This window comes from Burkholderia sp. Ed8 (genome assembly GCF_040761425.1).
Classification (GTDB): Bacteria; Pseudomonadota; Gammaproteobacteria; order Burkholderiales; family Burkholderiaceae; genus Burkholderia; species Burkholderia seminalis.
In genome coordinates this window covers 848886-860604 of sequence record NZ_CP142885.1, presented here as the reverse complement: position 1 = coordinate 860604, position 11719 = coordinate 848886, and the positions used below count along the sequence as shown (strand labels likewise).

General features: G+C 68.6%; 12 protein-coding genes. 1 reads left to right on the top strand and 11 read right to left on the bottom strand.

Translation table 11 applies throughout. The features are described 5' to 3' along the window. Positions 1-67: 67 nt before the first annotated feature. The 11 genes from VXM69_RS04070 to VXM69_RS04020 all read right to left on the bottom strand — a co-directional run bounded on the left by VXM69_RS04070 (position 68) and on the right by VXM69_RS04020 (position 10167). Complete coding sequence (locus VXM69_RS04070) at positions 68-289, bottom strand: helix-turn-helix domain-containing protein (protein ID WP_034188402.1); 222 nt, start codon at positions 287-289, stop codon at positions 68-70. Between the two features lie 8 nt (positions 290-297). Further along, positions 298-1239: a serine O-acetyltransferase EpsC gene (epsC, locus tag VXM69_RS04065; protein ID WP_034188403.1), complete on the bottom strand. Its 942-nt coding sequence runs from the start codon at positions 1237-1239 to the stop codon at positions 298-300. Between the two features lie 28 nt (positions 1240-1267). Beyond that, the gene (locus VXM69_RS04060; protein WP_049030959.1) at positions 1268-1738 is read right to left on the bottom strand and encodes a rhodanese-like domain-containing protein; all 471 of its coding nucleotides are present in this window, start codon (positions 1736-1738) and stop codon (positions 1268-1270) included. 378 nt (positions 1739-2116) lie between these two features. After that, entirely contained in the window at positions 2117-3517 is a 1401-nt protein-coding gene (locus VXM69_RS04055) for an amidase family protein (RefSeq protein WP_367189035.1), read from the bottom strand. A gap of 76 nt (positions 3518-3593) precedes the next feature. Beyond that, entirely contained in the window at positions 3594-4385 is a 792-nt protein-coding gene (locus VXM69_RS04050) for an alpha/beta fold hydrolase (protein WP_367189034.1), read from the bottom strand. Positions 4386-4469: 84 nt separating this feature from the next. Further along, positions 4470-4796: a DUF4148 domain-containing protein gene (locus tag VXM69_RS04045; RefSeq protein WP_367189033.1), complete on the bottom strand. Its 327-nt coding sequence runs from the start codon at positions 4794-4796 to the stop codon at positions 4470-4472. Between the two features lie 286 nt (positions 4797-5082). Beyond that, positions 5083-5622 carry a cytochrome P460 family protein gene (locus VXM69_RS04040; RefSeq protein WP_124608105.1) on the bottom strand — a complete coding sequence of 180 codons (540 nt, stop codon included), beginning with the start codon at positions 5620-5622 and terminating at the stop codon, positions 5083-5085. After that, positions 5622-6665, bottom strand: a complete 1044-nt coding sequence (locus VXM69_RS04035; protein ID WP_367189032.1) for an alpha/beta fold hydrolase — start codon at positions 6663-6665, stop codon at positions 5622-5624. The genes VXM69_RS04040 and VXM69_RS04035 overlap by 1 nt, the downstream gene beginning before the upstream one ends. 258 nt (positions 6666-6923) lie before the next feature. Next, complete coding sequence (locus VXM69_RS04030; RefSeq protein ID WP_301741185.1) at positions 6924-8303, bottom strand: tripartite tricarboxylate transporter permease; 1380 nt, start codon at positions 8301-8303, stop codon at positions 6924-6926. Continuing rightward, the gene (locus VXM69_RS04025; RefSeq protein WP_034188410.1) at positions 8303-8800 is read right to left on the bottom strand and encodes a hypothetical protein; all 498 of its coding nucleotides are present in this window, start codon (positions 8798-8800) and stop codon (positions 8303-8305) included. Before VXM69_RS04025 ends, VXM69_RS04030 begins: the two co-directional genes overlap by 1 nt. Before the next feature lie 80 nt (positions 8801-8880). Continuing rightward, positions 8881-10167, bottom strand: a complete 1287-nt coding sequence (locus tag VXM69_RS04020) for a hydroxymethylglutaryl-CoA reductase, degradative (protein ID WP_367189031.1) — start codon at positions 10165-10167, stop codon at positions 8881-8883. Positions 10168-10330: 163 nt separating this feature from the next. Here VXM69_RS04020 and VXM69_RS04015 point away from each other — a divergent pair, with 163 nt between their 5' ends. Then, positions 10331-11716 (top strand): PLP-dependent aminotransferase family protein, encoded by a 1386-nt coding sequence (locus tag VXM69_RS04015; RefSeq protein ID WP_124608108.1) that lies wholly within the window; start codon positions 10331-10333, stop codon positions 11714-11716. The last annotated feature ends 3 nt before the right edge of the window (positions 11717-11719 follow it).

Sequence of the window (11719 nt, the reverse complement as noted above, 5' to 3'; positions counted from 1 at the left end):
CTGCCGGCTCAACATGCTATAGCCGTCAGGTCCCGTACAACCGAAAGGGAAACGAAATAAGGCAGCCTCAGGTGACGTACGCGCCCGGCAGCAGCGCGGAGATCGACACGTCGAATGCGCGCGCGATCTTGTCGGCGGTGACGATCGACGCGATCGCCTCGCCGCGCTCGATCTCGCCGACGTACGAGCGGTTCAGCCCCGCATGCTCGGCCAGTTGCTCCTGCGACCACGTGCGCGCCTCGCGCAGCTTGCGCACGTTGGCGCCGAAGTGATGGATGAGGTCGCTCATCGCGCCTCCTAGGCGACGCGCGCCGCCGCGCGCGGCGCGGCGTTCGCTTCGCTGCGCAGCACGGCCTGCGTGACGTTTTCGCCGGGCGGCACGTCCTGCGTGAGCCACACGTTGCCGCCGATCACCGCGCCGCGTCCGATCGTCACGCGGCCGAGGATCGTCGCACCGGCATAGATCACGACGTCGTCCTCGACGATCGGATGGCGCGCGAGCCCTTTCTCCAGATGGCCGTCCGCATCGCGCGGGAAGCGCTTCGCGCCGAGCGTGACGGCCTGGTACACGCGCACGCGCTCGCCGATGATCGCCGTCTCGCCGATCACGACGCCCGTGCCGTGGTCGATGAAGAAGCCCGCGCCGATGCGCGCGCCCGGATGAATGTCGATGCCCGTTTCCGCATGCGCCTGCTCGGCGATGATCCGCGCGAGCAGCGGCAAGCCGAGGCCGTACAGCTCGTGCGCGAGCCGGTGATGGATCATCGCGAGGATGCCCGGATAGCACAGCAGCACCTCGTCGACGCTGCCGGCCGCCGGATCGCCGTGAAAGGCGGCCAGCACGTCGCTGTCGAGCAGCCGGCGGATCTCGGGCAATCGCGCGGCAAAGGCCTGCACGGCTTGGGACGCGACTGCGTCGATGTTGTCGGGCGGCGCCCCGTCGGTATGGCGGTGACGCGCCGCATAGCGCAACTCGAGCGTCACTTGCGCGAGTAGCGCATTGAGCGCCGCGTCGAGCGCATGGGCCACGTGGAAGTTCTCGCTCTCCTGCCGCAGGTCGGGCGGCCCGAGCCGCATCGGGAACAGCACGCCCTTCAGCGCGCCGATGATCTGCGCAAGCGCCTCGCGCGCCGGCAGGTCGCGCCCGCCGGGTTCGAGCGAGCGCCGCTGCTTCTCGCGCCATGCGCGGCGCACCGTCTGCAGCGATTGAACGATGTCGTCGATGTCGAATGCGGCCATGCTGCCCTCTCCCCGTAACGGCCGTGAATCAGTCCTGCGCCCACGGCAGGCCGCGGAAGCGCCAACCGTTCTGGCTACCGCGCTGCTGCCGCTCGTCGAGGTCGCCCTCGAACCCTTCGAGCACATTGAACACCTGTGTGAAACCGCCCTTCGCCGCGGCCTCGGCCGCCTGGGCCGAGCGGTTGCCGCTGCGGCACAACAACAGCACGACGGCGTCCTTGCCGGTCTTCGCTTCCAGTTCGCGCACGAAGCGCGGGTTGCGCGTCAGGCTCGTGCCGGTCGCCCACGGCACGTGCAGCGATTCCGGCACGTGACCGACGAATTTCCGCTCTTCCGCCGTGCGCACGTCCACCAGCAATGCGTCGCCTGCCGAGAACAGCGCCCACGCGGTTTGCGGCGACACGCCGCCCGCATAGGACTTGCCAGCCGCCGCGGCCGCCGTGCGCGCGTCTTCGAGCGCCTGTTGCGCAGCGGTTCGTTCTTCCAGTTCAACCGTCATGACACTTCCTTGTTTTCGCTGATTCGTATGAACAAAAACACCGGGAATTCGGCCGTCGCAGCTTGCGTGCTGTCTATAGCCGTCAGCACCACTATGCGAGGGCCGCCGGGGAAGCAGAACCAATAAAAATTCATTTCCTAATCAGCGCCGCGGGGAATGCAATAGCAGACGCGCGCTATGCATGCGCGGTCGCTGGCGGGCAGGAAAGGCAGGACGACGACCGTTCGATGTCAGCCATCGAAGGAAATTGAAAGGAGGCGGGAGGCGATCAGCGCGGCATGCGGCGCGCTGTCATGGATTCCAGAATGGCATGGGGGGCACCATGCATCGACGAGGCCAGCGCACCTCGCCGACGCATCCGCCCGTCAGTGAAATCAATCAGGCCACCGGATCGACCGGCACAATCGGCGCACCGCGCGCTTCGATATCGCGCCCCGCGAGCAGGCACAGATCCTCGCGATGATGCGTGGCCACCACCTGCACGCCCACCGGCACGCCGTTCACGACCGACGTCGTGACGGCCAGCCCCGGCAGCCCCATCGCGGGCAGCGCGCGCAACGTGAGCTGCGCCTCCCACACGCGGTCGAAGCCGTCCGGCCCCTGCCTGTCGAGATCGTCCGGGAACGGCAGTTCCGACGACACCGGCAGCAGCAACACCGGGTGCGCGTCCAGAAACAGCCGCCATTGCCGCGCCAGCGTCGTGCGGCGAACCAGCGCGCGGCCGATCACGTCGGCGGGCAAATCGCGCACCTTGCCGCGCACGGCCTCGATCACCGCGGCCGCGCCCGGATCGCCGTCCTGCCCGACCGCGTTCGCCAGCGCATCGAAGCCGTCGCCCAGCCAAAGCTGTTCCTGCAGCAGCGCGGCCTCGCGCAGCGGCGGCGTCTCGTCGATCTCGTCGACGCTCCAGCCCGCGTCGACCAGCCGGCGCGCGGCATCGCGCAACGCGGCCTCCACTTCGGGCACGACCGCCAGGCCGCGCGGCCGCACGCATAGCGCCGCACGCTTCGGCACCTCGCGCCAGTCGAACGGCGCCGCCACGCTCCACGGATCGCGCGGATCGGGTGCGGAGAACGCGCGCAGCGCGAGCGACAGGTCGTCGATCGTGCGCGCGATCGGCCCCGCCGCCGACATCAGTTGCGCGCCGATCGCACGCTCCGGCGACGACGCATTGAACGCCGGCACGCGGCCGAGCGACGGCCGGATTCCATGGACGCCGCACGCATAGGCCGGGTAACGCACCGAGCCGCCGATGTCGGTGCCGAGGGCAAGCGGGCCGATCCCGGCGGCCACCGCAGCCGCCGCGCCGCCGCTCGATCCGCCCGGCGTCAACGACGGATTGCGCGGATTGCGCGTGCGGCCATGCACGAGATTCGACGTGAACCAGCGCAGCGCGAACGTCGGTGAATTGGTGCGGCCCAGCAGAACCCCGCCGGCCTTCCGGATGTTGGCGACCACCGGGCTGTCGGCGTGCGCGATCAGGTGTTCCTGCAGGCGCGTCCCGTTGGTCGTCGCGAAATCGGCCTGGTCGATGTTGATCTTCACGGTGACGGGTACGCCCGCGAGCGGGCCCGGATCGTCGCCGCGCGCGATCGCGCGGTCGACGTCATCCGCCTGCCGCCGCACGTCGTCGCGGCGGTGTTCGACCACGGCGTTGATCGCCGGATTCACCGCATCGAGACGATCGAGCACGGCGTCGGCCACTTCACGCGCGGACACGTCGCGATGCCGCACGCGCTTCGCGAGTTCGGTTGCCGGCAGTTGCCAGAGTTCGGTCATGACTTCTCCTGATGGAAAGACATCACACACGCGCGCGGCGCCGCGCTTCCTCGCGAAAGCGCGGCACCGTGTTCACTCACTGCGCCGCCTGCTTCGCGCGTTCGGCCGCCGCAATGATCGCGTCGGCCACGGCCTTCGGCTGGCTCAGCATCGCGACGTGGCTGCCGTTCACGCGCGTGAGCGTCGCGCCGATCCGCTTCGCCATCGTTTCCTGCAGTGCCGGATCGATCATCCTGTCCTGCGTCGCGACGACGAACGTCGACGGCTTCGCATGCCACGCGGCCTGCGCGACCTTCTCCGAGATGCACCCGCCGTACCAGGGCCCCTGCGTCGCCGCGACGAGGCGCTGCTGCGCGGGCGGCAGGTCCGGCGCGAAATCCTGCGCGATCGCCTTGTCCGACAGCCGCGCGAAACCGCCCGCGTCCTGGCGCAGTTCGCCGGCCCACGCCGGGGCCGGCAGCCCCTGCGTGACGTCGGCGATCGACTGGCCGTTGTCGGGCGCGAACGCCGCGACGTACACGAGCGACTTCACCTTGTCGTCGTTGCCCGCCTCGCTGATCACGACGCCGGCCCACGAATGGCCGACCAGCACGACCGGTCCCTTCTGCTCGTCGATCGTACGCTTCGTCGCGGCCGCATCGTCGGCAAGCGAACTCAGCGGATTCTGCACCGACACCACGTGCAGACCGCGCGCCTCGAGCAGCGGAATCACGCGGTTCCAGCTCGACCCGTCGGCGAACGCGCCGTGCACGAGCACGACGTTCGTGCCCTTCAGGTCTTCCTTCGGCGCGGCCTGCGCCGCGACCGCACCGGACAGTCCGCCGATCACCGCGGCGGACATCAGAACGCGTTTCATCAAACCGGCCATCGCCATGCTCCTTTCTCTGTCGTGTCGTTCAAATGAAGTGCTGCAACGAAGGCCGCGCCTGCTTGCGACAGGCGCGGCAGCGGGTCACGAATGCGCGTACAGGTCGTCGGCCGCGTTTCGCGCGGCACGCGATTGCGCCGCGTCGCGACGGCCGGCAGACGTCGACGCATCGGCCACGTTGTCGCCTTGCGACTTCGACGGGCCGTTCTGGTCGGAACGCGCGACCTGCAGTGCGGCGATGACGTCTTCCGGGTAGTGCGGTTCGCTACGCGCCGGGTTGTAGCCGGCCTGTTCGAGGCGGACCAGGTCGGCGCGCACGTCGGCACGCGTGAGGCCGTGGCCGGTATCGGCGAACGACAACGCGGGAGCAACGGCGAGGACGGCGACAGCGAGGATTCGAGCGGCTTTCATGAGGGTTCTCCTTGACGGAAGTTGAGGTGTCGATCACTGGGCGCCCGGTGCGAACGTCTGGCACCGAACGTTTGCTGCATGTCGACAGTAGAACCCGCCCACGTATCCCGAATGTTTCCGGAACCGGTGCTTTCTGCATGCCAGTTTTTCCGGAATGGCCGCAGATACAGTGCGATACAAACCCGCTCGCCGATGCATGCCGCCACGCCACGCGCGCCACGCACCACGAAAAAAGGCGTGCCTCGCAAGGCACGCCTTTCCATCGAACGCACACCGCCGCGTCGCGTCAGGGCGCGAGTCGCGTGAACACATAATCGTGGTTCTTCACCCGCGCCTGGTGACACGCAAAGCACGTCTGATGCTGGCCGATATCCGCCGGCACGCCGTTGACGAAGCGCCCGAAGCCCCAGCCGCCCGTCGACGCATAACGACGCGCGTCCTTCACCATCACCTGCACGGTCGTCGCCTGGCCGGGTACCGTCGCCGGCGCGAACTCGTCGGACTGCCTGCGCTTGTACGCGAGCTTCACGAGGATCGTGCCGTCGGGAAACGGCAGCGTCGCCTGTTCGAGCGCGCGGATCGCGACCGGGTTGCCGAGCACCACGCGCAACTCGTCGAGCGGTGCGGCCTCTTCGGCCGGCGCGACCATTTCCCACTTCCGGTAGCCGGGCGGGATCGTCACGCCGTAGATCGGCGATGCCGCCGCCGGCTTCGGCTGCTCCGCGAACGCGGCCGGCCCGCCGGCCGACAGCGCCCCACCCAGCAGTACGCCCGCGACGAGCGCACGGCGCGCGCCGCGCCGCCACACCCTCACGCGTGCCCGCATCACAGATGCTCCACTTGCAGGATCGCATCGGCGAACGCCTGCGGCGCTTCCTGCGGCAGGTTGTGGCCGATGCCGCCGGAGATCGTCCGGTGCTGGTACTTGCCGGTGAACTTCTTCGCGTAGGCGGCCGGTTCCGGATGCGGCGCGCCGTTCGCGTCGCCTTCCATCGTGATCGTCGGCACCGTGATCGCCGGCCCGGCCACCAGGCGCCGCTCGATGTCGTCGTACTGCGCCTCGCCCTTCGCCAGCCCGAGGCGCCAGCGATAGTTGTGGATCACGACGGCCACGTGATCGGGGTTCTGGAACGACGCGGCCGTGCGTGCATACGTCTCGTCGGAAAACTTCCACTTCGGCGACGCGAGTTGCCAGATCAGCTTGTTGAACGCGTCGCGATTCGCCGCATAACCGAGCTCGCCGCGCTCGGTCGTGAAATAGAACTGATACCACCACTGGAATTCGGCCTGCGGCGGCAGCGGCTTGCGGTTCGCCTCCTGGCTGCCGATCAGGTAGCCGCTCACCGACACGAGCGCCTTCACGCGCTGCGGCCACAACGCCGCGATGATGTCGGCCGTGCGCGCGCCCCAGTCGTAGCCGCCGAATACCGCGCTGTCGATCTTCAACGCATCCATCAGCGCGACGATGTCGACGGCCGTCACGGCCTGCTGGCCGTTGCGCACCGTGTCGGCCGAGCGGAACGTCGTCGAGCCGTAGCCGCGCAGGTACGGCACGATCACGCGATAGCCGGCCTTGACGAGCAGCGGCGCGACGTCCGCATAGCTGTAGATGTCGTACGGCCAGCCATGCAGCAGGAACACGACGGGGCCGTTCCTCGGTCCGAGGTCCGCATATCCGACGTTGAGCACGCCCGCGTCGATCTGGTGGATCGTGCCCAGCGACGCGCTGCCGGCCGGGCGCTTCGCGCCCGATGCATCGGGCGCCGACTGCGCATGCGCGAGCGCGCTGAAGCCGAGGTCGGCCAGGCTCAGGCTCGCCAGCGTCGAGCCCAGGATCAGGCGGCGGCGGGTGTTCACGGTATCGGGCATGACTCGTTCTCCATTGTCGATCGCTAAGGAAGAGGCCCGCGGCACAGGCGGGCAATCAGGTGTCGCCGTTCGCAGCGGCGGCGCATGGCACCGCGCCGCCGTGTGAATCGCTTCACCGGTTTTATATCCGAACCCTCCGGAGGCTTTGTATCCCAACGTATCCGCGTGCGAACCCGACACACAGCGATTCAAAAATCGCGCGAGAAACGACGCTTTCGGGCGACCGCGCGGCACACGCGGCCACCGTGTGGCGGTACGTCAGAACAGCCTGGCGATCGCCGGCACGCTGAGCACCGCGACGTAGTAGCCCATGAACTGCACGCCCGTGTTGAACGCGAACAGGCGCGACAGCATCCCGCCGAACAGGCCGATCGTCACGATCACCGCCAGCCCGAGCAACTGCCCTTCCCACACGCCGATCACGACGATCAGCCCCGCGAAGGTCGCGATGATCGCTTCATGACTCAGCTTGCGCGCGACGAACGATGCCGCGCGGTGCGCGTGGTGCATCGCGAGCGGATACGCGATCAGCGCGGCCAGCAGGATCGACAGCAGCCCGTAGCCGAGAAACTCGGGCCAGCTCATCAACGTATGCAGGTTGTGGATCTGCCCGCTCGCCGCGTCGACCGTGAAGCGCGGCGGCGCATTGAACAGCGGCGCGGCCGGGCCGGCCGCCACCGGGCTCAGCGGCAGCCCGAACGCGATCAGCGGAATCAGCGCCTCGGCGATGTAGGTCGCCTCCGTCACGCCGTTGCGCGCGGCGATCACCGTCGTCAGCCGCTGGTACGCATGACGCACGCGCGCGCCGACGACCTCGCCCATCAGCACCGTCATCGCGACCGGGCTGAACACGAACGTCGCGCTCGATACCGCGGCCGTGCCGACCGTCCACGCGACCTGCTCGCGGTCGAGCACCTGCAGCGGATTCGGGAAATAGCCGCGCCAGCTTTTCACGTCGGGCGCGAGCACGAACGTCGACGGCCCGTCGCGGCGCATGCGCCGCCGCTCGGCCGGCGACAGGATCGAGAACAGGTCGGCCACGAGCGGCCCGATCGCGATCCCGAGAAAGTAGCTGACGCTCAGCTTCACGCCGTAACGACCGGTCAGCGCCTGCAGCCCGACCACCAGCACCACGAACGGCACGAGCAGCAGCACCGACGCCCAGCGCCCCGCCGAGAAGTACGCGATGCCGATGGCCGCCGCGAGGAACACCCACGGCGCGGCCTTGGCGATCGCCGCGCCGAACGGCGCGAGCAGCGACGCGAACAGCACCGCGAGCGGCAGCGCGACGAACGCGGCGACGATCGCGCCGGAAATCATCTTGCGCAGCGCGATATGCGGCACGCCCAGCGCGCGCAACAGCGTCGCCTGCTGCAGCAGCGGCGCGGCCATCGTGTCGCCGGGAATGCCGAGCAGTGCGGTCGGGATCGAATGCGTGATGTGCTTGGCCACCGCGCCCGCGAGAAAGAACGTGAACACGCCGGCCGGCGGGACGCCGAGCAGTGCGACGAGCAACGTGAGCGGCGCGATCGTCGTCGTTTCGTCGGTGCCGGAGATCAGCCCAATGGCGGAGAACACGATCGCGCCGAGCAGCCCCATCGCGAACGCGGCCGGCAATGCATGCAGCAGCGCGTCCATCAGCGGCCTCCCGCGCGGGCGCGTCCGGACGATGCGTCGTACGACGCGAACAGGTCGAGCAGCCCGAGTTCCTCCATCTCGGCACGCGCGCTGGCCGACAGGTCGCTCGCCGAGCCCAGGCCGCCCGACGCTTCGGCGAGCTGCCGCAATGCCGCGTCACGCTCGGCGCCGCCGGCCGCATGTTCGATCACCGTGCGCTTCGGCTTGAACAGCACCGCGCAGATCGTGCCGGCCAGCAGGCAGCCGCCGAGGCCGATCAGCATCGCGTAAGCGCGTGCGATCGCCACGTCGTGGACGAACGACGCGAGCACGACGCGGCCGATCTCGAACGCTCCGAGGCTGATCGCGATGCCGAGCAGCACCGACCACGCGAGATGTTTCGTCGCCACCGTGTCGCCCCATACCTCGACGAGCGTCGCGGCCGACGCATCGGCACCGGCCAACGGCCCGGCACGATGCGGCGCGCGTGCGAGCGCGCTTGAACCGGTCTGTTCCATGTGTCTCCTCCTGGATTGATATGTCGCCGGCCTGGCCGGCGTGGCGCGCCGCGTGCGTGACGCGGCGTGCAGTCCGCGCGTCAGCCGCCGCGGCGGCCCGCGAGCAATTCGACCGCGAAGTCGGTGCGCACGTCTTTCGCCGCGACCATCTGCTGCGCGATCCGGTCGATGTCGGCGCCGGTCGCGCCGACCGCGACCGCGATGTTGCGGGCATGCAGCGCCATGTGGCCGCGCTGGATGCCTTCGGTCGCGAGCGCGCGCAGCGCGCCGAGATTCTGCGCAAGCCCGACCGCCACCGCAATTTCACCGAGTTCCTGTGCGGAAGTCACGTTCATGATCTTCAGCGCGAGACGCGCGAGCGGATGCGTCTTCGTCGCGCCGCCGACCAGCCCGACCGGCATCGGCATCTCGATCGTGCCGACGAGGTCGCCGTTCGCGGCCTTCTCCCACGTCGTCAGCGACGTATAGCGGCCACTGCGGCTCGCATACGCATGCGCGCCGGCTTCGACCGCGCGCCAGTCGTTGCCGGTCGCGACCACGACCGGGTCGATGCCGTTCATGATGCCCTTGTTGTGTGTCGCCGCGCGGTACGGGTCGGTCGCCGCGAACACGTAGGCGTCGATCACGCGATCGATGACGTCTTCACCGGAATAGGCGTCGGTCGCGAGCGTGGCGGCCGCGTACCGTACCTCCGCACGGGCCAGCCGGAGATCCGCGAGGTTGGACAGTATCCGCAACCGTACCTGGCCCCCGGTAATCGCCTCGATGCGCGTCGCGACCGTTTCGGCCATCGTATTGACCGTGTTCGCCCCCATCGCGTCGCGCACGTCGACGATCAGGTGCGCGACGATCATCGCGCCGCGCGGCGTGTCGGGAAACACGTGAACCTCGATGTCGCGGCAGCCGCCGCCGAGGCCGACGAGCACCTTGTCGCGGCTGTTCGCGAGTGCGACCAGTTCGGCCGCATGCCGCAGGATCGCGAGCCGCGCGCCGTACGGATCGTCGACGCCGATCACCTGGACCTGCGCGCGCATCAGCGGGCCGCTGCTCGACGTGCGGAAGCCGCCGGCCGCGCGCGCGAGCTTCGCCATATACGATGCGGCCGCCACGATCGACGGCTCCTCGACGGCCATCGGCACGATCACGTCGCGGTCGTTGATCCGGAAGTAGCCGGCCACGGCCATCGGCAGCTCGAACGTGCCGATCACGTTCTCGATCATCCCGTTGGCGACCTCGAGCGGCAGCGCGCCCGGCTTCGCGAGCAGCGCATGCTCGGCATCGTCGAGCCCGACGGCGCGGGACAGGTGGGACAGGCGTTGCTCGGGCGTGAGCGCGCGGAAGTTCGGCAAGGCGGAATCGATGGGCATGACGGGTCGGTTGTCTCGGGGTGGCGGTATTGCCCGTCGGTGCTTGCGGCGGGCATCGGATAGCCGAATAATAGTCACGCTGTACCCTTTGAAAAGGTACAGACGACGCAGACAGTCACCCAACCGTACCCATGACAGTGGGCCGGCCCAACGGAACATGCCGATGAAACAGCGTGCAAGAGCCAGCCTGTCTGGCGCGATGGCGGACAATCTCGCCAGACAGATCGAGGAAGGCGTGTTGCCGGCCGGCGCGAAACTGCCCTCCATCAGGGAATACGCCGAGGCGTCCGGCTGCTCGAAGAACACGGTGATCAGTGCATTCGAGATGCTCGCGGCCGACGGCCTGATCGAGCCGCGCCGCGGCTCGGGCTTCTTCGTGACGCGTCGCGCGGCAGCCGCGCCCGACATCGACGAACCGAGCTCGCTCGACCGCGCGATGGACATCGTGTGGCTGATGCGCGAGCAGTTGCACGTGAAGCCCGATGTGCTCAACCTCGGCGAAGGCTTCCCGCCGATCGAATGGCTCGAGGAAACGCGGCTGAACCAGTACCAGCAGCGCATCATGCGCACGAGCGCCGCGTCGCTGTTCCGCTACGGCAGCCGCTTCGGCTACCTGCCGCTGCGCCAGTCGCTGCAGCAGAAGCTCGCCGGCTACGAAATCGAGGCACCGCCCGCGCAGATCGTGCTCACGCACGGCGCGAACCAGGCGATGGACCTGGTGCTGCGCTACTTCGTGCGCCCCGGCGATACCGTGCTCGTCGACGATCCCGGCTACTACCCGCTGTTCGGCAAGCTGAAGCTGAGCGGCGCGAACATCGTCGGCGTGCCGCGCGAGATCGACGGCCCCGATGTCGCGCAGCTGGCCGAACTTGTCGCGACGCACCGGCCGAAGCTGTTCTTCACGCAATCGGTCGGCCACAACCCGACCGCGACCGATACGAGCGCGGCCAAGGCGCACCGCATTCTGCAACTCGCCGATACGCACGACCTGATCATCGTCGAGGACGACGCGCTCGCCGACCTGCGGCCGCGCTCGCTCACGCGCATCGCGACGCTCGACCAGCTGCGCCGGACCATCTATATCGGCAGTTTCTCGAAATCGGTGTCGGCTGCGCTGCGTGTCGGGTTCCTTGCGTGCAACGCGGCGCTTGCGAGCGACCTGGCCGACGTGAAGATGCTGACGCATGTCAGCAGCTCCGAGTACTGCGAACGCACGCTCGACGCGATCGTCAGCGACGGGCACTTTCTCAGGCATACGAATCACCTTCAGGAGAAGCTGCGACGCGCGACCGGCAACGCGCTCGATGCGCTCGGGCGTCTTGGCGCGGAGGTCTATCGGTCCTGCGACCAGAGCCTGTATCTGTGGGCCGCGCTGCCCGGCTGGCCCGATTCGATGCAGCTCGCGCAGGCGATGCTGGCGCGCGGCGTGATCCTCGCGCCCGGTGCGGTGTTTTCGCCGCAGGCCGATCGCCCGTCGAAGTATTGCCGCTTTAACGTTGCGTATCTGGCGGACAAGCGGTTTGCGCAGGCCTTGCAGGCGGTTGCCTGAAAA

What these genes read in the sequence shown, in the direction of transcription:
- VXM69_RS04055 (WP_367189035.1), bottom strand. Translation starts at nt 3,517, where the DNA reads ATGACCGAACTCTGGCAACTGCCGGCAACCGAACTCGCGAAGCGCGTG.
- VXM69_RS04045 (WP_367189033.1), bottom strand. Translation starts at nt 4,796, where the DNA reads ATGAAAGCCGCTCGAATCCTCGCTGTCGCCGTCCTCGCCGTTGCTCCC.
- VXM69_RS04030 (WP_301741185.1), bottom strand. Translation starts at nt 8,303, where the DNA reads ATGGACGCGCTGCTGCATGCATTGCCGGCCGCGTTCGCGATGGGGCTG.
- VXM69_RS04025 (WP_034188410.1), bottom strand. Translation starts at nt 8,800, where the DNA reads ATGGAACAGACCGGTTCAAGCGCGCTCGCACGCGCGCCGCATCGTGCC.
- VXM69_RS04015 (WP_124608108.1), top strand. Translation starts at nt 10,331, where the DNA reads ATGAAACAGCGTGCAAGAGCCAGCCTGTCTGGCGCGATGGCGGACAAT.
- VXM69_RS04070 (WP_034188402.1), bottom strand. Translation starts at nt 289, where the DNA reads ATGAGCGACCTCATCCATCACTTCGGCGCCAACGTGCGCAAGCTGCGC.
- VXM69_RS04035 (WP_367189032.1), bottom strand. Translation starts at nt 6,665, where the DNA reads ATGCCCGATACCGTGAACACCCGCCGCCGCCTGATCCTGGGCTCGACG.
- VXM69_RS04020 (WP_367189031.1), bottom strand. Translation starts at nt 10,167, where the DNA reads ATGCCCATCGATTCCGCCTTGCCGAACTTCCGCGCGCTCACGCCCGAG.
- VXM69_RS04050 (WP_367189034.1), bottom strand. Translation starts at nt 4,385, where the DNA reads ATGGCCGGTTTGATGAAACGCGTTCTGATGTCCGCCGCGGTGATCGGC.
- VXM69_RS04060 (WP_049030959.1), bottom strand. Translation starts at nt 1,738, where the DNA reads ATGACGGTTGAACTGGAAGAACGAACCGCTGCGCAACAGGCGCTCGAA.
- VXM69_RS04040 (WP_124608105.1), bottom strand. Translation starts at nt 5,622, where the DNA reads ATGCGGGCACGCGTGAGGGTGTGGCGGCGCGGCGCGCGCCGTGCGCTC.
- epsC (WP_034188403.1), bottom strand. Translation starts at nt 1,239, where the DNA reads ATGGCCGCATTCGACATCGACGACATCGTTCAATCGCTGCAGACGGTG.